Here is a 23,389-nt window from a genome sequence, read left to right as displayed (position 1 = left end):
CGGTGCAGCATTCGGCGGTGCAGTCCTGTGAAGGCGCCATGACCAGCTTCCTGATCATCGATGATCATCCGCTGTTTCGCGAGGCGCTCGGCAATGCGGTGCGTCTGGCCTTGCCGGAGGCGCGGATCTTCGAGGCGATGTCGATCGAGGATGCCCTTCATATCCTGACGGCCGAGCAGGCCGAGGGCATCGACCTCGCGCTGCTCGACCTCTTGCTGCCGGACGCGACCGGCTTCTCCGGCTTTCTGCGTTTGCGTGAGGCCCATCCGCGCCTGCCTGTCGCCATCGTGTCGAGCGACGAGGACCAGCGCGTCGTCCGCGAGGCGCTGGAGCTGGGGGCCGCCGGTTATCTGCCGAAGTCGATGTCGAAGCGCGAGCTGGCGCAATCGATCGAGGGCGTGCTGAAGGGATCGGTGTCGGTGCCGAAGGATTTCGTGGCGACGCCGCGGCGGCGGGCCGAGGCCAGCAAGGCGCTCGAGGTCAAGCTGCGCGAGCTCACGCCGCAGCAGCTTCGCGTGCTCGATCTGCTGCGGCGCGGCTATCCGAACCGGCAGATCGCCCAGGAGCTTCAGCTCGCCGAATCCACGGTGAAGGCGCACATCACCGAGATCCTGCGCAAGCTCGGCCTGTTCAGCCGCAACAAGGCGATCATCGAGATCGGCAAGATGGACTTGCCCGATCCCAAGGCCCGGCCCTATGCGCGGGCCGACCGCGGGCGGCCGCAATGACGCGCGATATCGTGCTTGACCTGGATCAACCCGGTCTGACCCGGTTGGGACATTCTCGTTTCGACTTCGAACCCGGCAATAATTTGGGCAATCATCAGGGAATGGCTCACACGTGATGCGATTTCTGATTGTCGAAGACCATCCGCTGTTTCGCGAGGCCCTCGAGGGCGCGCTCCAGATGGTGGCGCCCGCGGCCGAGATCCTTCAGGCGACGTCGATCGACGGTGCGCTCGAGCAGGTCGCCGCGACCACGGAGCTCGACCTCATCCTGCTCGATCTGTCGATGCCGGGCACCACAGGCCTTTCGGGCATCATCCGCATCCGCAAGGCATTTCCCAGGATTCCCGTCGTCATCGTGTCCGGGCATCAGGATCCGCAGATCATGTCCGGCGCCCTGTCGCTCGGCGTCTCCGGCTACATCCTCAAATCGTCGTCCAAGCAGGAGCTGGCGCAGTCGATCGGCGAGGTGCTGCGCGGCGCGGTCTGTGTCCCCGCCGCCTATCGCGCGCTCGTTCGCCCGCAGCGCGCCTGCGGCCCCGCGCAGGATCTGTTGAAGCGCCTGCACGAGCTGACGCCGCAGCAATTGCGCGTGCTCGAAATGCTCAAGCGCGGCCTGCAGAACAAGCAGATCGCCTATGAGCTGAAGATTTCCGAGACCACCGTGAAGGTCCACGTCTCCGACATTCTGCGCAAGCTCAACGTGCTGAGCCGCACCAAGGCGATCGTCGAAATGTCCCGGATCGATTTCGCGACGCTGGCAGCCGAAGGCACCAGGCGTGAGCGGCCACAGCCGGATCAACAGTGACGCGTTTGTCTCCTGCCTTGCCTCGCAGACCGAGCACGCGCGATCGATGATCTTGAATTCAAATCATCAGCTTGGTCGCAAGTAAGATACTACCGGTACTGTGCATGGGGTTGTTTTCGACCTTTTTATTGGGGCCCCATGCTAGCTCAGCAGGAACGACAGCAGCGCCCGCATCTCGGCGGGCTTGATCGGCTTCTTCAGCACTTCGAGGCCAAAGAGGCTCGCCTCCTTCGCTGCCTTTTCGGAATAGTCGGCGGTGATGATCATGGCGGGGGTGTCGAGCTGCAGGTGCTCGCGGACGGCGGCGATGGCCGACAGGCCACTCTCGCCGTGATCGAGATGGAGGTCGGCAATCACGGCATCGGGCGCGCCGCCGAGCTCGCTGAGGCGCACGAGCGCGTCCGCGCCCGATCGCGTGGTCGCGACGTCGCAGCCCCATCCCTCCAGCAGCGCGGCCATCGCCTCCGAGCCGTTCGGATCGTTCTCGATCAGCAGGATCTTGGCGCCTTCGAGCCCGCTATAATTGTAGTGCCGCTCGGCGAGCTTGACCTCTTGCACCTCGTCGCCGACTTCAGTGAGGTCGGCCGGCTCGAGCTCCAGGGTGAAGGTCGATCCCCTGCCGAGCTGCGACGACAGCCGCACCTCGTGCCCGAGCACGGTCGCGAAACGGCGTACGATGGAGAGGCCGAGCCCGAAGCCGGCCTGGTCGGTCGCAATCGCCTCGCCGCGCTGGAATTCGCGGAAGATCGCCTCCTGCTGCGCCTGTGCAATTCCAGGTCCGGTGTCGGAGACCTGGACGCAGATCTGGCCGCCCCGCGGCCGGCATCCCATGACGACGCCGCCGCTGCGGGTATAGCGAATGGCGTTGGCAAGCAGGTTCTGCAGGATCCGTCGCAGCATCATCGCATCCGACATCACCGCCAGCTTCGAGGTGCGGATGCGCAAGGACAGGCCTTGCCGCGCGGCGACCGGCTCGAACTCGTTGCGGAGCTGCTCGAACAAGGGCGCCAGCGCAAACGCGCGCACGTCGGGCTTGAGCGCGCCGGCGTCGAGCTTGGCGATCTCCAGCAGCGACCGCAGCAGATCCTCCAGCATCACCAGCGAGCGGTTGGCCTGATCGATCAGCAGGCCTGCCTCCTGCGACTCCATCATCTCGGTCAGCGCGGACAGGGTCAGGCGCGCCGCGTTGAGCGGCTGCAACAGGTCGTGGGTGACCGAGATCAGCACCGAGGATTTCAGCGAGCTTGCGGCCTCCGCCTGCTGCTTGGCGCGGTAGAGACCCTCATTGGCGCGCTCGACCGAATGCAGCGCTTCGCGCAACTGGTGCGTCCGGTCGCGAACCTTGTGGTCGAGCGCAATGGCGGTCTCGAACAGCGAGAAGGCGTTGAGCTGCTGGTCCATCGAGCGCTCGACGCGCGACATCAGCGCGGCATTGATCTTCCTCAGCTTGGCGGCCTCGCGCCGCAGCTGGTCGACCGCATCGGGGCCCTGCCACATGTCCGTCACGACGGACGCCTTCCGATCGCGACGCCCGTGAAGGTCTGGTTCACATGCATGGAGCCGAACTGCTCGCCATAGGTGTGAAAGCCGACGACCCGGTTCTGCCGGTACAATTCGGACATGTCGCGGGTGAGCTGATGCTGCTCGGCGTCGAGCCGGCGGAGCAGGCACTCGAAACCGATATAGAGCGAGACCTCTCCGATCTGGTCGCGGATGTCGGCAAACGTCTCGCGGGTCGCGCCGACCAGGCTTCGCGACGTCGCCGCCGTCAGCACCATGCCCTCGTCGATGGCGCAGAAGAAATGCAGCGAGCCGTCCGGTTCGACGCGCTGGATCGACCGCGCGTAATAGGAGCCGCCGACGCGCACCAGGACCGGATGCGAGGCAAAGGAGAACGGATCGAGCTTGGCATCCATGATGCCGACCACACGCGAATATTCCAGTGCGGCAGGCTCTGCGTTCAGCTCCCTGACCATTCGATTTTCGATGTCGGCCTCGGTCACGACCATCTTCTGCGCCCGCGGCTCGAAATTGTCGCACTTGAAGACGCGGAACGGCAACGATGTGTTCAACAGGATCAGCAGGGCGGCATTGGTGTGCGCCTTGCCGTCGACGAACACAAAGGTCTTCTCGAAGCGCATCCCGTCGCCCGCGGACCCGCCGACGACCGGAATGTCGTCCAGCGATGCATAGATCGCGGACATCACCGCTTCTTCGCGGCGGCACAGGCCGTCGATCAGGACCAGGCCGAAGGGACTGCCGCGGTCGACCTGCGGAGTGGCCCGCAACAGCTCGTGCCGGAGCTCGCCGCCGATCCTGCGGCCGTCCTCGACGCGGAAACTGTCGAGGTTGAAAATGGGCCGCACCGCTGCGGAGAAGTCGCTACGGCTGAACGCCAGCGCGACGACGCTGTTCTCGTCCCAGCCATCAGGGGCAAGCTCGCCCGCGGTGGTGCAACCGCAGACCTGGGTCTCGTCGAATTGCCGGGTGATCTCGGCGATGAAGTGATGGGGATCGTAGCTGGGGGAGAGGAACACCAGGATCAGCGCAAGCTCGTCGGAGGGGAGCTGGGCCGCCAGTTCGGCCACGGCTTCGTCGACGCTCGCAGCCTTCGACTTGGCCACGGCAACGCCAGACGCACCGCCAAACCGAAAATCGGTTTGCCCCACTCCGTTTCTCCCCTCGAGGACCAGCTCGGTCTAATGCCAAGTGCCTGATAAGTATTCGAGAGTAGGGCGTTTTCCGGTGAGCCGCAACACGGCGCCCGTCCTCGCAAGGATGCAGGCCGGACGGATTTACCACCCCTTGACGATTCTGCCTTAATTTTCCGCACGGTTCGGAGAGGGCTGCTTCCGGGCCGCTAGTCGTTGCAAGAACATAAGCTGGGGGTTGGGAATGTCCGGGCGTATCGCGTCGCCGTCGAAGCGTGCACTAATTCCGACCCTCAGGTTCCGCGCAAAAATCATTCTCGGCTTTGCCGCAGTGCTGGTGATCTCGGCCGGCAGCATGGCTTTTGCCTATTTCGGCTTCGAGCGGGTGTCGTCCGGTGTCGGATCCTACCGCACCAGCGTGTCCGAGGCCGACCTCGCCCGCAACATAGACCGCGAGTTGCTCGCCTACCGTTCGGCGGTCAAATATTTCGTCGTCACCGGTAAGGAAGACGATGCCAAGGCGGCGCTCGACACTGAAGCCAGCCTGAAGAGCGCCATCGACCAGGCCCTCAAGAGCGCCAAAAAGCCGGCGCGGCAGGAGAGCCTCGGCAAGCTCGCCAAGGAGTTCTCCAATTTCTCCGCGACCTTCGCAAAGGTGCTCCAGGCCAAGCGCGACAGTGCGCTGCTGGTGCAGAACCAGCTGACCCGTAACGCCAACCTGCTGAAGTACAAGCTCGACGATATCGGCAACAACGCCTCCGATTCCGAGGCGCAGGCGATCGAGTTCGGCACCAAGCAGGTCAACGCCCAGTTCCAGACCGCGAGTGCGGCGGCCACCAACTTCGTGCTGACGTCCGACCAGGCGATCGCCACCAGCGCGCTGGCGCGGTTGAAATTCGTCGAGAACTCGCTCGGCGCGGTCTATTCCATGGACGACAAGATCGTCGCCGGCCTGAAGGACGCCAAGGGCCTGCTCGGGGCCTATCGCGAATCGCTGGAGAAGCTGATCGCCAACGCCAAGATGGTCGACGATCTCGTCACCGAGATGAGCGGCTCGGCCGGTGCGATCCTGCAAGGTGCGACCGCCATGAAGGCGGACCTCGTTGCCGAGCAGCAGCGGCTGGATTCGGAGTCGGAAGCGACCATCGGGCAGACCGAGCAGCTGGTGCTGATGCTGGCGGTCGGTGGCACGCTGTTAGGTGCGATCCTCGCCGTCCTGCTCGGCACCGGAATCTCGCGGCCGATGATCGCGATGTGCAAGGCGATGCGCGAGCTTGCCTCGGGCAATTTCGACGTCGTGCTGCCCGGCCTCGGCCGCAAGGACGAGATCGGCGAGATGGCGGGCGCGGTGGAGGAGTTCAAGGTTCAGGCCATCGCCAAGGCCGAGCGCGATGCTGCCGCCAGCGAGGTCCAGAACCGGGAGCAGGCCGCCAGCAGACGCGCCGAGCTGATCCGCTTTGCCGACGATTTCGAGAGCGCGGTCGGCGCCATCGTCTCCAATGTCTCGTCCTCGGCCGTGCAGCTGGAATCGGCGGCGTCCACGCTGACCCGCACCGCCGAGACCACGCAGACCTTGTCGAGCCAGGTTGCCGGCGTCTCCGAACAGGCTTCCTCCAACATGCAGTCGGTCGCGACCGCAACGGAAGAGCTCTCGGCCTCGGTCGAGGAGATCGGCCGTCAGGTCCGCGATTCCAGCCGCATCGCCGAGGCTGCCGTGGTCCAGGCCAAGGAGACGGACGGCCGCATCGGCAAGCTGTCGCATGCCGCCCAGCAGATCGGCGAAGTGGTCAAGCTGATCACGGCGATCGCCGAGCAGACCAATTTGCTGGCGCTCAACGCCACCATCGAGGCGGCGCGCGCCGGCGAGGCCGGCCGCGGCTTTGCGGTGGTCGCGAGCGAAGTGAAGTCGCTGGCGAGCCAGACGGCCAAGGCCACCGACGAGATCTCCTCGCACATCGCGGGCATGCAGGGCGCCACCGCCGAATCGGTCGCCGCGATCAAGGAGATCGGCGCCACCATCGGCCAGATCTCGTCGATCTCGACCTCGATCGCGAGCGCGGTCGAGCAGCAGGGCGCGGCCACGCAGGAGATCGCCCGCAGCGTCCAGACCGTGGCGCAGGGTACCCAGACCGCGGCCACCGACATCGGCGAAGTCAACCGCGGCGCCGCCGAGACCGGCACTGCGTCGGAGGAGGTGCTGAACTCGGCCAAGTCGCTGTCCTCCGAGAGCACCCGCCTGCGCGCCGAGCTCGACCGCTTCATGGGGAATATCCGCGCGGCGTAGCGCTCTCTCCGCCGTCGTCCTGGCGAAAGCCAGGACCCATTACCCCAACGAGCAGTTGGGCGAAGACCGGCAACCCAAGTCTTCGCCAAACCACGCCCTGTGGTAATGGGTCCTGGATCAGCGCGCGCTTTAGGCGCGCTTGTCCAGGACGACGAGCGGGGATTGGCGCCGGCCTTCAATTTGTAGCGGCGCGAGAAAGCCCGCCTTAACATTCCCCGCGACACCTAACCGCCAGTTGCGACGCCATAAATTTACCGCCGCTTATCCTTTGCCAACTACCGTGCATACGAGTCGGGGAGCGGGCTGCTTCCGGGCTGCGCCTGGTTTTCCGCGAATGGAATGGGGTGGGGGAATGCCCGTCAAGTCGAAGCCGAACACATCGAAGCTGCTCACCTTGCGTTTTCGTGCAAAAATCATCCTCGGCTTCGTGGCGGTGCTGGCCATCCTCGCCGTCAGCATGGCTTTCGCCTATTACGGCTTCGAGCGGATCCAGGCTGCCGTGGCCTCCTACCGGACCAGCGTATCCGAAGCGGACCTTGCGCGGAACGTGGACCGCGAGCTGATCGCCTATCAGGGGCTGGCGCGGGCCTATACGCTGACCGGCGCGAACGATGACGAGACCGCGGCCAAGGCGGCGGAAGAGAATCTGAAGGGTGCAATCGCCAAGTCGATGGCGGCCACGACCGGCGCTACGCGCCGCGAGCAGGTCGGCAAGCTCGAGGCCGAGTTCCAGCGCTTCACCAAGGTGTTCGGTGAGATCATCGGCCTGACCCGCGAGAACAACAAGATCGCGGCCGACGAGCTCAACAGCGTCGGCAACAAGATCCGCTTCAAGTTCGACGACCTCGCCGATACCGCGGCGCTCGCCGGCCTCGCCTCGGTCCAGACCACGGCCAAGGACGTCACCTCGCAATATCTCGCGGTCTCCACCTCGGTCAGCGCCTTCGTCGCCAAGCCCGAGCCGAAGACCGCTGACGGCGTGATCGCGCGTATCAAGTTCCTGGAGACCCTGCTGGTCTCGATCTACGCCAACGACCAGAAGATCACCGACCGCGTCACCGAGATCGGCAACCTCCTGAAGCAGTACCGCACTTCCTTCTCGAAGCTGACCGAGAACGTGAAGGTCATCGTCAAGTCGAACGGCGACATGACCAAGACAGCGGCGTCCATTCTCAAGCTTTCGGCCGATCTGCGCTCGGATCTGACCGCCGATCAGCAGCGCATCGAGACCAGCGCCAACGCCACCATCGTCGAGACGGAGCGGCTGATGCTGATGCTGGCATTGGGTGGCCTCGCCGTCGGCGCTGCGCTCGCCCTGATGCTCGGCAACGGCATCTCGCGTCCGATGATCGCAATGTGCAAGGCGATGCGCGAGCTCGCCTCGGGCAATTTCGACGTCGTGCTGCCCGGCCTCGGCCGCAAGGACGAGATCGGCGAGATGGCGGGCGCGGTGGAGGAGTTCAAGGTTCAGGCTATCGCCAAGGCCGAGCGCGATGCTGCCGCCAGCGAAGTCCAGAACCGGGAGCAGGCCGCCAGCAGACGCGCCGAGCTGATCCGCTTTGCCGACGATTTCGAGAGCGCGGTCGGCGCCATCGTCTCCAATGTCTCGGCCTCGGCCGTGCAGCTGGAATCGGCGGCCTCGACGCTGACCCGCACCGCCGAGACCACGCAGACCTTGTCGAGCCAGGTCGCCGGCGTCTCCGAGCAGGCTTCCTCCAACATGCAGTCGGTCGCGACCGCAACGGAAGAGCTCTCGGCCTCGGTCGAGGAGATCGGCCGTCAGGTCCGCGATTCCAGCCGCATTGCCGAAGCCGCCGTGGGGCAGGCCAGGGAGACCGACAGCCGCATCGGCAAGCTCTCGCATGCCGCCCAGCAGATCGGCGAGGTGGTCAAGCTGATCACGGCGATCGCCGAGCAGACCAATCTGCTGGCGCTCAACGCTACCATCGAGGCCGCGCGTGCGGGCGATGCCGGCCGCGGCTTTGCGGTGGTCGCGAGCGAAGTGAAGTCGCTGGCAAGCCAGACGGCCAAGGCCACCGACGAGATCTCCTCCCACATCGCAGGCATGCAGGGCGCGACGGCAGAATCGGTCGCCGCGATCAAGGAGATCGGCGCCACCATCGGCCAGATCTCGTCGATCTCGACCTCGATCGCGAGCGCCGTCGAGCAACAGGGCGCGGCCACGCAGGAGATCGCCCGCAGCGTCCAGACCGTCGCGCAGGGCACCCAGACCGCGGCCACCGACATCGGCCAGGTCAACCGCGGCGCCGCCGAGACCGGCTCGGCGTCGGAGGAGGTGCTGAACTCGGCCAAGTCGCTGTCCTCCGAGAGCACGCGCCTGCGCGCCGAGCTCGACCGCTTCATGGGGAATATCCGCGCGGCGTAAGCGCATCGTCGTCCTGGCGAAAGCCCATGGGCGCTAAAATAGTTGCATTGCTTGATAGCGACGTTTTCGTCTTGGTGGTTCGTGTAGGTGCCGTCCGAGCGTGGAGCGAAGTCTGCGCAGGCAAGCAATCGCGGGTTGGGGCATGATTGCTTGTCGAAGCGAGGCGACGAGTTGGCGGAGCAGACGCCAGGTCCCTGGACGGGTCAGGCGGCCTCGGCCAAGCGGGGAGAGTCCTCGAGTTCGTCGACGAGTGGCTCGAGCAGGAGAATGATCAGCAGATGAGCGAGGATGTGGGGCCTGGCGGACCGCTCGTCAGTTCCGGGAGGGCCCTTCAGGCCAATCAAACTCTTGAGCCGCTTGAAGCCGAGTTCAATGCGCCATCGCAGCCGATAGAGGGCAAGGACATCGCTCGTTGAGAAGTCCTCCGGTGCGAGCGAGGTCACCAGGATCACCCAATCTGCGGCGTCAAGTGTTTGCCTGGAGAGCTGGTGGCCTCCCTTTTGTGCCGTTCGGCGCGCCTTGCGTCGTGCGACCGCGGCCGCTTGCGCCGGCTTCCTGACGGCAACCAGGCGCAGAGCGAGCAGCGGTGCGCCAGACTTGCGTTTTATCCAGATCGGTCGATCGATCAGGCCACATGCCGAAGCCTTGCGCAGTTCGGCCGTCAGATCGACCAGACCACCTTTGGCATCAACCCAACGCGCGCTCTTCCAGCCGGACCGGATCACGAAGTCCGCGCCGGCATCGACGAGACGTGCCATGCGCTCCGGTTGCAGATAAGCGCGGTCGCCAAGACGGATTTCGCCGGCAATCACCGGTATCCGGTCCAGCGTCTCGCCCGCTCGCTGATCGGTCAGCTCGAAGTGACCAAAGCGCTCCTGCGGAAGATCGAACGCGCTGTGTATGCGCCACACCGCGTTCTTGTTCCTGCCGCTCGTCCCAGCCTTCGGGACCGTCGTGGCGTCAACAATGCGGATCAGGCGGCCGTGGCTCGCCTTCGGCGCACCGCTCGCCAGTGCTTGGCCTATCAACTTCGCCAGCCAATCTCCGCACTGACGCAACCGATACAACAGAGCCACGTTGGAGATATCGACAAGGCCCACCGACGCGGCCCATGCCGCCGTCAACCGCAGACCTCGCTCGCCAAGGCAATACGCCAGGATCAAGCGCAGCAAATCCACCGCATTGCTGATCTCCCGCGGGCGGACAAACGCCTTCGTCTCGCGCGCGCTAACGTTGAGCGCTTCGGCGCCGCCAAGCCGGGCGACAACACGCGCCCAGTCCTCGTTCACAAGCGATTCGTGTGCCATCCCAATTTGGAATCACAAGCGAATCCAACGCGCAAACCCTATTTTAGCGCCCATGGGCGAAAGCCAGGACCCATTACCCCAACGAGCAGTTGGACGAAGACTGACAACTCCGAGTCTTCACCAAACCAGGTCCCGTGGTAATGGGTCCTGGATCAGCGCTCGCTCCGCTCGCTTGTCCAGGACGACGACTGATGCTCTTGGGCCGTCGCCTCATACTCCGCTGTCGTCCCGGACAAGCGCGCCTGAAGCGCGCGCCGATCCGGGACCCATACTCCCAGGAAGAAGTTGTGGCGCGAGCTGGTAACTCCGAGTCTTCGTCAAACGCGATCCTGTGGCTATGGGTCCCGGCCTTCGCCGGGACGACAGCGGAGTAGAGAGCGCAAACCTCACTCCCTCCCGAACGCCCGCTTCAGCTCCACCTTCGCGCGCTCCAGCCGCGAGCGCTGGGTCTTCGGCAGCGTCTTGCCGGCGCGGTTGATGTAAAACGTCAGCATCGACAGCGCCGAGCGATAGGCGCCGGCCTTGCGGCGTGAGCTGTGCTCGGCCGATCGCTTCAGCGAGGCCGCGATCTTCTTTGCACTCGTCAGCTTGAAGACGCCTTGCTTGAGGTCGAGCGCGTCGCTCTCCTTGGTCACGCGCTGCGACCAGCGCTTCGGCGTCGCGCGCTTCGTCCCCCTGCGCGCGGTGCTACGTCTCGCACTGGTCTTTCGGCGTACAGTTTTGTGCGCGCCGCTCTTTCGCGAATGTGTCGTCTTTCTGGCATGAGCCATGCGTCAATTCCTTGCGGCTCCACCGCAAACGGACGGCCCGTGAGACTGTTCCTGCGGGAACCGGACATCGCTGCAGACGTTGTCGCAGGTGGCAGGCGGAATGCCGCACCCCGATGATCGGATCGCCCCGTCCACGTCATCTGAACCGGGGCCGCTTCCTTTGGTCGGATCCAACAACCCGATGGAATTGCAGCAAACCCCAGCGCTGAACTACGGACCTGCCGTCCCTGTGGCGGCCGCGACCGATCGCATCGTCGAGACCAGCATTCCCTCGCGTCTCGACGCGCTGCCGTGGAGCGGCTTTCACACCCGCGTCGTGCTGGCGCTTGGCATCACCTGGATCCTGGATGGGCTCGAGGTCACGCTTGCCGGCGCACTCTCCGGCGCGCTGAAACAGAGTCCTTCGCTGCACTTCTCCAATCTCGATCTCGGCATCGCCAACTCCGCCTATCTCGCCGGCGCCGTGCTCGGCGCGCTCGGCTTCGGCTGGCTCACCGACCGCATCGGCCGCAAAAAGCTGTTCTTCATCACGCTCGCGGTCTATCTCTCGGCGACGGCCGCGACCGCTCTGTCATGGAATGTCGCGAGCTACGCACTATTCCGTTTCCTCACCGGCGCCGGCATCGGCGGCGAATACACCGCGATCAATTCGACCATTCAGGAGCTGGTGCCGGCGCGCTATCGCGGCTGGACCGATCTCGTCATCAACGGCAGTTTCTGGATCGGCGCTGCAATGGGCGCGGTGGCGGCCATCGTGCTGCTCGATCCCGCATTGATGGGCCCGGATCTCGGCTGGCGCCTCGCCTATCTCATCGGTGCCGCCATCGGCCTCGTCGTGCTCTTGATGCGGATGTGGATTCCGGAGAGCCCGCGCTGGCTGATGATCCACGGGCGGCCAGACCAGGCCCATGCCATCGTCGACGACATCGAGCGCTCGGTGATGGGGCCTGACCACGATGCGAGCGGCGGAGGCTTCACAAAGATCCGGCTGAGGATGCGCGATCACACGCCGATTCGCGAGGTCGTGCATACGCTGTTTTCCGTCTATCGCCAGCGCGCGCTGGTCGGCCTCGTGCTGATGAGCGCGCAGGCGTTCTTCTACAACGCCATCTTCTTCACCTTCGCGCTGGTGCTGACCGATTTCTACGGGATCAGCGCCGATCATGTCGGCTGGTACCTGCTTCCCTTTGCCGCCGGCAATTTCCTCGGCCCGCTGCTGCTCGGCCGCCTGTTCGACACGCTCGGACGGCGGACCATGATCATGTTCACCTATGGCATCTCCGGCCTGCTGCTGGCGCTCTCGGGCTATCTGTTCACGATCGGCGCGCTCAGTGCGCAGGGGCAGACCATCGCCTGGATGGTGATCTTCTTCTTTGCCTCGCCCGCCGCGAGCGCGGCCTACCTCACCGTCAGCGAGACCTTCCCGCTCGAAGTGCGCGCATTGGCGATCGCGGTGTTCTATGCGGTCGGCACCGGCATCGGCGGCGTGATCGGCCCTGCGCTGTTCGGTGTGCTGATCGATACGGGATCGCGCACCAGCGTGTTCGCCGGCTATCTGCTGGGGGCCTTCCTGATGATCGCGGCTGCGATCGTCGCGTGGCGCTACGCCGTCTCCGCGGAACGAAAATCGCTCGAACAAATCGCGCGGCCTCTCGCCTTTATGGAGTAGACTGATGAAATCGGAACTTGCGGATATGGCATTGGACGAGAAGCGCACCATGCTTGACGACGACGCGCCCGACTCGGTGCCGGTGCCGCATGCACTCGTCCCGCATCTCGACGAGACCGCGATCCTGCTCGACATCGACGGCACGCTGCTCGACCTGATGCCGACGCCGCGCGAGGTGTGGGTGCCGCCCGGCCTGTCGGAGACGCTCAACCGGCTGACAGAGCGCACCTCCGGAGCGCTGGCACTGGTCAGCGGCCGCTCGCTCAACGACATCGATCTGATCTTCGCACCCGACGTCTTCCGCGCCGTCGCCGGCCACGGCGCGGAGATGCGGCTGTCGGTGGACAGTGAAGCGGACGACGTGCACGCGCCGCCGCTGGACAAGGAGCTGAAGCGGCGGCTCGCCGCGATCGCCAAGCTTTCGCCCGGCATTCTGCTCGAGGACAAGGGCTATTCGCTGGCACTGCATTACCGCCTCGCGCCGCATGCGGAAAAGGCGATCTACGAATCCGTCTCGTTGATCCGCGCCGACCTGCCCAGCGCGCCCATTGAAGTGCTGCCGGGCAAGTTCGTCTGCGAGATCAAGCATTCCGGCTTCACCAAGGCGAGCGGCGTGCGCGAATTGATGAAACATGAACCTTTTAGGGGGCGCCGCCCGCTGTTCATCGGCGACGACGTCACGGATGAGACGGTATTCGCGATCATGCCCGACATGGACGGGCTCGCCTTCTCGGTCGGCCGCCGCGCCATGGGCGTGAACGGTCACTTCGATGCGCCGGCCGATGTACGCATGTTCCTTGCGCGCCTGCTCGATCCAAGGTGAAACGAAGGCAGCGCCACGTCACAGACACAATGCAGTCGGCACGGCACCTTTGCGCGCCGCAATGCATGCTGCGCGCAAGGCCGCAAATCCTGTCTTTGCAGTGAAATTTCCGGGTTCCGCAGGCGAATCCAGTTCCAACGCGCATGCCCGATTTTGGTTTCAATCCGAAGAAATCATGACAGGAACCATATTGATGAACGGCAGTTAAACGGGGTGGAATGAACAGGAGGGGACGACCTGTGAACTTAGTCGTCGTTTCAAATCGCGTCGCCCGCGGCAAGCCCAATGAGCCCATGACGGGCGGTCTGGCCGCGGCATTGCTTCCCGTTGTCGAGCATTCAGGGGCCATCTGGGTGGGATCGTCAGGCCGCGTGCGTGACGGCCATCAGAAGGAACCGTTTGCCGAGATCGAGGCGCTGGGGACAGGCGCGATCGCAACGCTGGATCTGCCGGCGGCGCATTACGGCGGCTATTACGAAGGTTTTGCCAATTCGGCGTTGTGGCCGGCCCTGCATTCGCGCAGCGATCTGATCCGCGTCTCACGCGAGGATTATGTCAGCTATCGCGAGGTCAACGCCTTCATGGCGCGCGCCTTGATGCGTTTCCGCAAGGCCCGAACCGCGTTCTGGGTGCAGGACTATCATTTCCTCGCGCTCGGCGCGGAGCTGCGCGAACTCGGCGTCGACGATCCGATCGGCTTCTTCCTGCACACGCCCTGGCCGGTGACCGCGGTGATGCAGGGCGTGCCCAATCATCGCGAGCTGATCACGGCGATGCTGGCCTATGATCTGCTCGGCTTCCAGACCGAGGAGGACCGCCAGAATTTTCTCGGTTATGTTGGCGGCGAGCTTGGTCTCACCATCGAAGATGGTGTCGTGATCTCGCAGTATGGTCGCACGCGCTGCGAAGTCTTCCCCATCGGTATCGATGCGGAAAAATTCGCAGCCTATGCCGCCAAGTCGGCATCGCATCCCGACGTGTCGCGGCTGCGCCGCAGCCTCAATGGCGAGCGGCTCGCGATCGGCGTCGACCGGCTCGACTATTCCAAGGGCCTCGTCAACCGCATCAGCGCGTTCGACCGGCTCTGGACCGAGCAGCCGCAGTTTTCGCGCAGCATCTCGCTGCTTCAGATCGCCAATCCCTCGCGCGGCGCGATCGAGGCCTATGGCAATCTCCAGAACGAGGTCGCGCGCCTCGTCACCGACGTCAACGGCCGCCACGGCGAAGTCGACTGGACACCGATCCGCTATTTGAACAAAGGCTTCAGCCAGGCCGTGCTCGCGGGCCTCTATCGCACCGCGCAGGTCGGCGTGGTGACGCCGCTGCATGACGGCATGAACCTCGTTGCCAAGGAATATGTCGCCGCGCAAAACCCGTCCGATCCCGGCGTGCTGGTGCTGTCGAAATTTGCGGGTGCCGCCAACGAGCTCGACGCCGCGCTGCAGGTCAATCCGCACGACATCGACGGCATGGCGCGCGCGATCGCGATCGCGGCCGCGATGCCGCTCACCGAGCGCAAGATGCGCTGGGACGCGATGATGAAGAAGCTGCGCGGCCACACCATCCAGCAATGGTCGGCGGATTTCGTCACCAGGCTGGAGAAGTGCCGCACCGAGAAGGCGGCCGTCGCGCCACTCGCAGCCCAGCCGCCGCAGGCGCTGCGCTGGCTGAAGTCGGCGATATCGGGCGTGCGGTTGATTTAGTTCTTCTCCCTCTCCCCGTTCTTACGGGGAGAGGTGAAAAACGACCGCCTCAATAACAATACGACACGCCCTCCAGAAGAGCGCACTGCCGCTTGTTCGGCGCGTTGGGATCGTCCAGCGGCACCACGCCCTTGCCCTGGCCGACGAACACGCCGGGGCCGACATGTATCGAGCTCTTGTTGCCGATGATGACGCTCTGATGCGGCGTCGAGCTCGAGCGCGTCCCGTCCGGCCACGGGATGGCATTGCCCGACAGCACCCCGCGCCGGCCGTCGTCGCAGCTGACATCCACGCCTTGCCGGGTGCAGACCTGGGCCAGCGCCGGCACGGCAAAGGCGGAGCCGAGGGCCGGAATCAGGCTCAGTGCGGCGATGGTCTTGCGGATGGTCATGGCGTCCCCGGTTGGTGTTTGGTGGCCTCAGGTGAATCGTCGCGCCAAACCCGCCTCCGGTTCAGCCCGCGGCGGTTCCGTGGGGCCGGTTGACACTTCATATTATTGTTTAAATACAACATCTTACGGAAAATTCACCCGATTCTCCCGCGATCCCTTGCAAAATCACCGGCGCCCCTTCAAGAGAGGGCGCTCCGGAGAGATGGCCGAGTGGCTTAAGGCGCACGCTTGGAAAGCGTGTGTGCGGGAAACCGTACCGTGGGTTCGAATCCCACTCTCTCCGCCAGTTGGCCTCATCCCACCAATTTCCACTTCCCATCCCCCGCCCGTTTCAGCGCGGGATCGCTTACCTTTACGTGCTCTGCGAGGAAATCGATGAAGGCGCGCACGCGGGCGGGGAGCGGCGCGGTGTGGCCGACATAGACCGCGTGGATGTCTTCGCGGTCGCCGGGATTGTAGCTCTGCAGCACCGGCACGAGGCGGCCGGCTTCGATGTCGGGGCCGATATGGAAGAGTGCGAGGCGGGCTAGTCCCACGCCGCCGAGGCAGAGGCGGCGGGCGACTTCGCCGTCGCTGGCACGTGCGACCGGCGGCGGCACGGCTTCCTCGGTGCGGTCGCCGCGCCGGAATGGCCAGCCGCCGCGGATGCGCGGAAAGGTCCAGCCGATGCCGCGGTGATCGGCGAGATCGGCCGGTGTCTTCGGCGTGCCGAAGCGGGCGAGATAATTCGGCGCGCCGACCACGACCATGCGGCTGGTGCCGAGCTTGCGCGCAATCAGGCGCGACGTCTTCAGAGGTCCGACGCGGATGGCGACGTCGGCGCGCTCCTGCATCAGGTCGATCAGCGTATCGGTCAGCACGAGGTCGAGCGTGATTTCGGGATGCTGTTCGAGGAAGCGAGGGATCAGCGGCATCATGTGCAGCATACCGAAAGGGATGTTGCTGTTCACCGTGAGACGGCCGCGCGGCGCGGCGCCCGAGGCGGCCTCGCGCTCGGCTTCCTCCATCTCGCCGAGGATGCGCACGGCGCGGTCGTAAAAGGCCTGGCCTTCCTCCGTCAGCGTGAGCTTGCGCGTGGTGCGGTTGATCAGGCGTGAGCCGAGCCGCGCCTCCAGCCGCGAGATCAGCTTGCTCACGCCCGACGGCGTCAGGCGCAGTTTGCGCGCGGCCTGGGTGAAGCCGCCGAGGTCGACGACGCGGACGAAGACCTCCATCTCGGCGGAGCGGTTGGTGTCGAAACGGGCCATGTTGAATTCACATCACAAATGATTGGATTGCGGACATTCTAATGGTTTTGCCGCGGTGCAGCTATCTGCGTGGCCCGTCTCATCCATTGGAGCAACGCATGCCTCCCGCCGTCCTCGCGCTCACCGCCGGTGCCTTCGGCATCGGCACCACCGAATTCATCATCATGGGCCTCTTGCTGCAGGTCGCCGCCGAGATGCACGTCTCCGTGCCGGTCGCGGGCCTGCTCATCTCCGGCTATGCGCTCGGCGTGTTCGTGGGGGCGCCGGTCCTCACCCTGGCGACGCGCAAAATGCCGCGCAAAACCGTGCTGCTGGCGCTGATGGCGATCTTCACGCTCGGCAATGCGGCCTGCGCGCTGGCGCCCACTTACGAATTGCTGATGGCGGCGCGGGTGCTGACCTCGCTCGCCCACGGCACGTTCTTCGGCGTCGGCTCGGTGGTGGCCACCAGCCTCGTCGCCGAGGACAAGCGCGCCTCGGCGATATCGACCATGTTCATCGGCCTCACGGTCGCAACGCTGCTGGGGGTGCCCTTCGGCGCCTGGTTCGGCCTGATGCTCGGCTGGCGCGCGGCGTTCTGGGCGGTGACGGTGATCGGCGTGATTGCCTTTGCCGTGGTGGCCGCGCTCGTCCCCGGTCATGTCGGCAAGGGCGACAAGCCGATCTCGCTCGCTGAAGAGGTTGCCGTGCTCGGCAAGGCGCAGGTGCTGCTTGGTCTTGCCATGACCGTGTTCGGCTTTGCCGGCCTGTTCGTCGTCTTCACCTATATCCAGCCGATCCTGACGCGTTTCACCGGCTTTTCGGAGGCCGCGGTGTCGCCGATCCTGCTGGTGTTCGGCGTCGGGCTCGCGATCGGCAACGTCGCCGGCGGCAAGCTCGCCGACCGCGGCCTTGCGCGCGCGCTGATCGGCACGCTCGCCGCGCTCGCCCTCGTGCTGCTCGGGCTTGCCGCGGTGCTATCGGTCAAGATTGTCAGCGTCGTGCTGATCCTGCTGCTCGGCGTCGCCGCCTTCGCAACCGTCGCGCCGCTCCAGCTTCGCGTATTGGAGGCTGCCGGCCCGAGCGGCCGCACGCTCGCCTCCAGCCTCAACATCGCCGCGTTCAATCTCGGCAACGCGCTGGGGGCCTGGGCCGGCGGCGTTACCATCGACCGCGGGCTCGGCCTCTCGGCGTTGCCGCTGGTCGCAGCCGCCATCACCGTCATCGGCCTCGTGCTGGCGCTGTGGAGTCTCCAGCTCGACCGCAGGCAGGCCGTCGTCGCGGCGTGCCCGGCGGAATAGGAGAGCGATCATGCAATACCGCAATCTCGGCGCTTCCGGGCTCAAGGTCCCCGTTCTCAGCTTCGGCACCGGCACGTTCGGCGGCCAGGGCCCGCTGTTTTCCGCCTGGGGCCGCAGCGGCAGCGAGGAGGCGCGCAGGCTGGTCGACATCTGCCTCGATGCCGGCGTCAATCTGTTCGACAGCGCGGACGTCTATTCAAATGGCGCCTCCGAGGAGATCCTCGGTGCTGCGATCAAGGGCCGCCGCGCCAAGGTGCTGATCTCGACCAAGATGAGCCTGCCGATGGGCGACGGCCCGCTCGATGCCGGCTCGTCGCGGCAGCGGCTGCTTGCCTCGGTCGATGCGGCGCTGCGCCGGCTTGGCACCGACACGATCGACCTGCTTCAGCTCCATGCCTTCGACGCGTTCACGCCGATCGAGGAGGTGCTGTCCACACTCGATACGCTCGTGCGCGCCGGCAAGCTGCGCTATGTCGGCGTCTCGAATTTCGCGGGCTGGCAGCTGATGAAGTCGCTCGCCATCGCGGACCGGCGTGGCTGGCCGCGCTATGTCGCGCACCAGGTCTATTACTCGCTGCTCGGCCGCGACTATGAATGGGAGCTGATGCCGCTCGCACGCGACCAGGGCGTCGGCGCGCTGGTCTGGAGCCCGCTGGGCTGGGGCCGGCTCACCGGAAAGATCCGGCGTGGCCAGCCGCTGCCGCACGAAAGCCGCCTGCACGCCACCGCACAGTTCGGCCCGCCCGTGGACGATGCGCGCCTCTACGCCGTCGTTGACGTATTGGACGCAATTGCCGTGGAGACCGGCCGCACCGTGCCGCAGATCGCGATCGCCTGGCTGCTGTCGCGCCCCACGGTCTCCTCCGTGATCATCGGCGCCCGCGACGAAGCGCAGCTGCGCGACAATCTCGGTGCGGTCGGCTGGTCGTTGAGCGCGGATCAGATCAAGCGTCTCGACGAGGCCAGCGCGGTGATGCCGCCCTATCCCTATTATCCCTACCGCATCCAGGAGGGCTTTGCGCGGTTGAACCCGCCCCTGGTCTAGCCAGGTGACTGATAGAACGCCGCGATAGCCGTTGCGATTCCGTCGGGAAGATTCGACTCGCTCTTCAGCGTGTCCAGGAAGACGGGATCGCCCGCCACGGTGAGGCCATCCAGCTTGATCGGATGCAGCGGCTCGTCGGTCACGGCCACCGCCGCCAGGTCGGGACCGGTGCGGACGCCATTATATTCGAGCCGCGGGCGCAATTGGACATTGTTGCCGAACTGCTCGTCCAGCGCGAGGCGCCAGCCGGTGCGTGACACCGTTCCGCGGGCGATCGCATCGCTCATGGCGAGGCTTTGCGGTTGCAGCGTGCCGAGATCGCCAAGCGCGGCCTTCAGGCGGGTCGTCGCCTCTGCCAGTGTGACTTTCTCGATCCCTGGATCCTGGTCGGGCGAGGAGAAGTCGATCATCCGTGCGCTGCTGCCGATCTTGAGGGCCTCACCGCTTCCGCCCGCCTTTTGCATCACCGTCTTCATTCCGTAGCGCGGCCGTCCGCCGATCGTGACGAAGACGACATCCTTCTCGCGCGACTTGATGAGGTGAGCATAGGGATCGCCGGTCACGCCCTTCACGACCAGGAGATCAGCGAACTTGCCCTTGGCGATCGTCCCGAGCTTTGCATCCCACTTCAGGATCGAGGCGGGATTGCGCGTTGCCATCGAGACGATGTCGTAGTCGCTGAAGCCGAGACTGAAATGTGCGGACACGACCTTCGCCGCCTTCAGCTCGCCGAGCAGGTTCTTGCTGCCTGACGGCGACCAGTCCGAGCCGAGCGCGATGGTGAGGCCGGCGGTGCGTGCGGCGGCGACGTCGGTCGTCTTGCCGTAGAGCAGCAGATTGCTCAGCGGCGACCAGACGACCTTGGCATGATTTTCGGACATCGTTCCGAAGTCGGTCGCGTCCAGCGCCGTGCAATGAATGCCGGCCAGCGACGGTTCGATTGCCCAGTCTCCCTGGGGGTTGCGCAGGGCGAGGAAGTGGCTGTGCGCCTTGGTATCGATGCCCTCGCTCAGGTGCAGCAGGAAGCACGATGACGATTTGAGCTCCTTGTCGAACTTTGCCCAGTCCTCGGCGTCGATGTCCGGAATCTTGGAGTGGGCGCGCGGCAGATCCGGCGGGCTGCCGATCTCGGCGGCGCGCAGCGCACCCTTGTAATATTTGTGGATCGTGCCGCTCCAGTTCGACAGCGTGATCCCCTGGCTCGTCGTCGTTCCCGCGACCATGCATTTGGCTTCGACATAACGGACGAGGGCCGGCAGCAGCGAGCCGTCATCGGCAAGCGCGATCGCGCTCATCGGGCCGGTCACGGACGTCTTGTAGGATTTGGCGTTCTGCCACTGGTCGCGATTGCCGTAGAGCTGCGGCACCTGCCAGAGCGGCAGGATGTTGTAGCTCAAATGATTATGCAGCTCGATCAGGCCGGGATAGATGGTCCCGCCGGTCGCCACCGGAGCGACGGCTTCGAAGCCCGCGGGCGCCGGCTCTCCCTTCGGAACGACCGCGGCGATGCGACTATCCTCGATGAAGATCGTCCCGCTCTTGATGACATCGCCCTCGGCGGCCATCGTCACGATCCGCCCGCTCAGCGCCCAGCGCTTCGGGCCTGCGGCCGGGCTCATGGGATCACTCCGTCAGGGATGGTGATCGTGATGTTGCGCCGCTTAGCGGCCGCGTCGGCGCCCTGGCGCACGGCCCATGGCGTGTCTCTGCGCATCCAGGCCGGCAGCCCCGCCGGAAAGTCCTTGGCGATGATGTCGACGAGTTCGGATGCCTTGAAGGCATCGCCATAGGGCACGAGCGATGTCTGGACGTCGGGATGCTTTATCCTGGGCGCGAGCGCGGCGAGGGCCGCATTCCATTTGGTCAGCATGGTCTTGGTATTGGCGGCCTGCGTCGCGGCATCATGGGCGGAGCTTTCCGGCCAGGTCGGGTGCGTGATGTGCTGATAGGCGAGGGCCTTGTAGGCCCCGCCATCGGCCGTCTTCAGCCACGCCTTCCAGGCCTCGTCCGCAAGGCCGCCAAGCGAGACGACGGCCTCGATGTTGCCCGTGCCGAGCACGGCCTTGAACCATCTGTTGCGATAGTCGACGATGCCGGGTTCGTTCTTGTGCTTGGAGCCGCCGCTCTGCCCGTAGACGCTGTACAGGAAGGTGTTCACCATCACGTAGCTCCGCGTGATGCCGAGCTTGGCGAGGAAGCCTTGCGTCCGGCGGCCCGCGGTGCCGACCAGGATCCGGCGCACGATCGTCTCATGCTGGGCGGGGTCCTGCCCGACGACAAGCACGCGCGCCGATCCGTCGAGCCGGCCGCGATGGAAGATCGGCCCCCATTCAATGCGGAAATCGTGAGGGTCGTAGGCTTCAGGGCCGGGGTAGTTGGTGCACAGATCGCGAAAGGGTTGTTCGCCGTATCCGCCGTCGAACTCCGTGAGCATGGCAATGCTCCAATCCGTCGAGGTCAAAATAGCTGCGTCACTGAACCTGCTTATGCGGCAATCTTGGCGGTCATGTCCTAAATCACTCAACCAGTATATGGGTCGAGCCAGATCGCCAAAGGTTCACGATTGTCTGCCGCTTCGTCACCGGGCGTGACAGAGCGTCGCGACAACGGGCCATGCAGAAACGCACCTGTACACGGTCGCGTGACCTCCATAACCTCCGCGGCGCAATTTTTGGGAGATGCGACGTGGCGAAGAAGGCGGCAGCCAAGAAGAAAACGACTTCAAAGAAGGTAACGAAGACCTCGAACAAGACGAGCACCGCCCGAAAGGGCGTCGTCGCGAAAACCGCGAAGACGACAGTCAAGAAGGCCGCATCGAACAAATCGGTCACGGCACGCCGTCCCAAGGGGCCGGTCTGGCAATGGTCCGCGGTCGAGACCGCGGCCGCGATCCGCTCCGGTGCAATCTCCGCCGTCGAGACGGTCGAGGCGCATCTGGACCGGATGCGCGCGGTCAATCCCCGGCTGAATGCGGTCGTCGTCGATCTCGGCGAGGAGGCGTTGAAGGCGGCGCATGCGGCCGACAAGCAGCGCGCCAGGGGCGGCGAGCTCGGCCTCCTGCACGGCGTGCCCATCACCATCAAGGAGAACGTCGACTACGAGGGCCGGCCGAACTTCAACGGCGTGCCGGCGAACAAGGATCTGATCGCGCCGTCGGATTCACCTGTCGTCCGCAACCTGAAGAAGGCCGGCGCCATCGTCATCGGTCTCACCAACACGCCGGAATTCTCCTTCCGCGGCTTCACCGACAATCCCCTGCACGGGCTGACGCTCAATCCCTGGAATCCTGACATCACCTGCGGCGGTTCGTCCGGCGGCGCGGGTTCGGCGGTTGCCGCCGGCATCGGCACCATCGCCCACGGCAACGACATCGGCGGCTCGCTGCGCTGGCCGGCGCATTGCAACGGCGTTGCCACCATCAAGCCGACGCAGGGCCGCATCCCCGCTTTCAATGGCAGCGCAACGGCCGAGCGGCCGATGCTGGCGCATCTGATGTCGGCGCAGGGCCCGCTCGCACGTCACGTCGCCGACGTTCGCCTTGCGCTGGAGGCGATGAGCCAGCGTGACCCGCGCGACCCCTGGTGGGTGCCGGCGCCGCTGATCGGGCCAAAGCCGAAGGGGCCGATCAAGGTCGCGCTGGCGAAGATCCCTGACGACATGGACGTCGATCCCCAGGTCGGCGCGGCGCTGCGCCAGGCCGCCGATCACCTCGAGCGTTCCGGCTACCGCGTCAGCGAGGTCGAGGTGCCCGATATCAACGGCGTCTGGCAGACCTGGTGCGACATCATCACCAACGAGACGGTGGTGATGCAGGAGGCCAGCATGCTGAAGGTCACGACCGAGGACTTCCACAAGGCCTGGGGCGGCATGAGGGCCAAGGCCAATGGGCTCGATCTCAAGGCCTGGATGCAGGCGACGGCCGCGCGCAACGGCCACATCCGCGCCTGGCAATTGTTTTTCGAGGAGTACCCGGTGGTGCTCGCGCCGACCACGGTGAAGCCGACGCCGGGCCCGCGCGACGACACCGTCAGCGCCGAGCGCGTGCAGGAGATCTTCTGGGGCGAGATTCGTTTCATCTCCGCGATCAACGTGCTGGGCCTGCCCGGCGCGGTGGTGCCGGTCGCCGTCCACGGGGGCCAGCCGATCGGTGTGCAGCTCATTGCCGGCCGCTATCGCGAGGACCTCGCGCTCGATGCCGCAGCGGCGATCGAGAAGCGTGCCGGGGTGATCGCCCATCGTCTCTGGGAGACGATGGCCTGATGCCATGCGCAAGGGCTCCGCGTTACGCGCGGAGCCCGCG

At 65.3% G+C, this 23,389-nt stretch carries 18 protein-coding genes and 1 tRNA gene; 11 read left to right on the top strand and 8 right to left on the bottom strand.

Annotated elements, in window-relative coordinates:
- The first annotated feature begins 38 nt into the window (after positions 1 to 38).
- Positions 39 to 728 carry a response regulator gene (locus ACVJ19_RS11510; protein WP_453949042.1) on the top strand — a complete coding sequence of 230 codons (690 nt, stop codon included), beginning with the start codon at positions 39 to 41 and terminating at the stop codon, positions 726 to 728.
- Positions 729 to 843: 115 nt separating this feature from the next.
- On the top strand, positions 844 to 1,533 hold the full coding sequence (locus tag ACVJ19_RS11505) for a response regulator (RefSeq protein ID WP_453949043.1): 690 nt from the start codon (positions 844 to 846) through the stop codon (positions 1,531 to 1,533).
- Between the two features lie 141 nt (positions 1,534 to 1,674).
- On the opposite strand, the gene ACVJ19_RS11500 is transcribed toward ACVJ19_RS11505, so the two are convergent.
- Entirely contained in the window at positions 1,675 to 3,030 is a 1,356-nt protein-coding gene (locus ACVJ19_RS11500; RefSeq protein WP_453955108.1) for a hybrid sensor histidine kinase/response regulator, read from the bottom strand.
- A 5-nt stretch (positions 3,031 to 3,035) separates the two neighbouring features.
- A complete protein-coding gene (locus tag ACVJ19_RS11495) occupies positions 3,036 to 4,202 on the bottom strand; it encodes an FIST N-terminal domain-containing protein (RefSeq protein WP_453949044.1) in 1,167 nt (388 codons plus the stop codon).
- A gap of 226 nt (positions 4,203 to 4,428) precedes the next feature.
- Here ACVJ19_RS11495 and ACVJ19_RS11490 point away from each other — a divergent pair, with 226 nt between their 5' ends.
- Together ACVJ19_RS11490 and ACVJ19_RS11485 are read left to right on the top strand one after the other, a co-directional pair.
- Complete coding sequence (locus ACVJ19_RS11490) at positions 4,429 to 6,468, top strand: methyl-accepting chemotaxis protein (protein WP_453949045.1); 2,040 nt, start codon at positions 4,429 to 4,431, stop codon at positions 6,466 to 6,468.
- Between the two features lie 352 nt (positions 6,469 to 6,820).
- Positions 6,821 to 8,854, top strand: a complete 2,034-nt coding sequence (locus ACVJ19_RS11485; RefSeq protein WP_453949046.1) for a methyl-accepting chemotaxis protein — start codon at positions 6,821 to 6,823, stop codon at positions 8,852 to 8,854.
- Positions 8,855 to 9,057: 203 nt separating this feature from the next.
- On the opposite strand, the gene ACVJ19_RS11480 is transcribed toward ACVJ19_RS11485, so the two are convergent.
- Both ACVJ19_RS11480 and ACVJ19_RS11475 read right to left on the bottom strand, forming a co-directional pair.
- Positions 9,058 to 10,161 carry an IS4 family transposase gene (locus ACVJ19_RS11480; RefSeq protein WP_453949047.1) on the bottom strand — a complete coding sequence of 368 codons (1,104 nt, stop codon included), beginning with the start codon at positions 10,159 to 10,161 and terminating at the stop codon, positions 9,058 to 9,060.
- Positions 10,162 to 10,547: 386 nt separating this feature from the next.
- Positions 10,548 to 10,931: a DUF3175 domain-containing protein gene (locus tag ACVJ19_RS11475; protein WP_453949048.1), complete on the bottom strand. Its 384-nt coding sequence runs from the start codon at positions 10,929 to 10,931 to the stop codon at positions 10,548 to 10,550.
- Positions 10,932 to 11,112: 181 nt separating this feature from the next.
- Here ACVJ19_RS11475 and ACVJ19_RS11470 point away from each other — a divergent pair, with 181 nt between their 5' ends.
- The 3 genes from ACVJ19_RS11470 (at position 11,113) to ACVJ19_RS11460 (ending at position 15,126) form a co-directional block, all read left to right on the top strand.
- Positions 11,113 to 12,600, top strand: coding sequence for an MFS transporter (locus tag ACVJ19_RS11470; protein ID WP_453949049.1), 1,488 nt, complete (start codon positions 11,113 to 11,115; stop codon positions 12,598 to 12,600).
- Positions 12,601 to 12,604: 4 nt separating this feature from the next.
- The gene (otsB, locus tag ACVJ19_RS11465; RefSeq protein ID WP_453949050.1) at positions 12,605 to 13,423 is read left to right on the top strand and encodes a trehalose-phosphatase; all 819 of its coding nucleotides are present in this window, start codon (positions 12,605 to 12,607) and stop codon (positions 13,421 to 13,423) included.
- Positions 13,424 to 13,662: 239 nt separating this feature from the next.
- On the top strand, positions 13,663 to 15,126 hold the full coding sequence (locus ACVJ19_RS11460) for a trehalose-6-phosphate synthase (RefSeq protein ID WP_453949051.1): 1,464 nt from the start codon (positions 13,663 to 13,665) through the stop codon (positions 15,124 to 15,126).
- A gap of 49 nt (positions 15,127 to 15,175) precedes the next feature.
- On the opposite strand, the gene ACVJ19_RS11455 is transcribed toward ACVJ19_RS11460, so the two are convergent.
- On the bottom strand, positions 15,176 to 15,517 hold the full coding sequence (locus ACVJ19_RS11455; protein ID WP_453949052.1) for a hypothetical protein: 342 nt from the start codon (positions 15,515 to 15,517) through the stop codon (positions 15,176 to 15,178).
- Between the two features lie 196 nt (positions 15,518 to 15,713).
- Here ACVJ19_RS11455 and ACVJ19_RS11450 point away from each other — a divergent pair.
- Positions 15,714 to 15,803 (top strand) — tRNA-Ser (locus tag ACVJ19_RS11450).
- Positions 15,804 to 15,810: 7 nt separating this feature from the next.
- Here ACVJ19_RS11450 and ACVJ19_RS11445 read toward each other — a convergent pair.
- Positions 15,811 to 16,764 carry a LysR family transcriptional regulator gene (locus ACVJ19_RS11445; protein ID WP_453949053.1) on the bottom strand — a complete coding sequence of 318 codons (954 nt, stop codon included), beginning with the start codon at positions 16,762 to 16,764 and terminating at the stop codon, positions 15,811 to 15,813.
- 98 nt (positions 16,765 to 16,862) lie between these two features.
- On the opposite strand from ACVJ19_RS11445, the gene ACVJ19_RS11440 reads away from it, so the two are divergent.
- Both ACVJ19_RS11440 and ACVJ19_RS11435 read left to right on the top strand, forming a co-directional pair.
- Complete coding sequence (locus ACVJ19_RS11440) at positions 16,863 to 18,044, top strand: MFS transporter (RefSeq protein WP_453949054.1); 1,182 nt, start codon at positions 16,863 to 16,865, stop codon at positions 18,042 to 18,044.
- Positions 18,045 to 18,054: 10 nt separating this feature from the next.
- Entirely contained in the window at positions 18,055 to 19,089 is a 1,035-nt protein-coding gene (locus tag ACVJ19_RS11435; protein WP_453949055.1) for an aldo/keto reductase, read from the top strand.
- Here the strand turns inward: ACVJ19_RS11435 and ACVJ19_RS11430 are convergent.
- On the bottom strand, positions 19,086 to 20,708 hold the full coding sequence (locus ACVJ19_RS11430) for an amidohydrolase family protein (RefSeq protein ID WP_456739380.1): 1,623 nt from the start codon (positions 20,706 to 20,708) through the stop codon (positions 19,086 to 19,088). The two genes, ACVJ19_RS11435 and ACVJ19_RS11430, sit on opposite strands and share 4 nt — an antisense overlap.
- Entirely contained in the window at positions 20,705 to 21,523 is an 819-nt protein-coding gene (locus tag ACVJ19_RS11425; RefSeq protein WP_453949057.1) for a uracil-DNA glycosylase, read from the bottom strand. Before ACVJ19_RS11425 ends, ACVJ19_RS11430 begins: the two co-directional genes overlap by 4 nt.
- Positions 21,524 to 21,774: 251 nt before the next feature.
- On the opposite strand from ACVJ19_RS11425, the gene ACVJ19_RS11420 reads away from it, so the two are divergent.
- Positions 21,775 to 23,349 (top strand): amidase family protein, encoded by a 1,575-nt coding sequence (locus tag ACVJ19_RS11420; protein ID WP_453949058.1) that lies wholly within the window; start codon positions 21,775 to 21,777, stop codon positions 23,347 to 23,349.
- Positions 23,350 to 23,389 lie beyond the last annotated feature (40 nt).

It is taken from the genome of Bradyrhizobium sp. USDA 376, from assembly GCF_054063675.1.
Note: the sequence above shows the minus strand (reverse complement) of the source record. Positions and strands in the feature narration are given on the sequence as shown.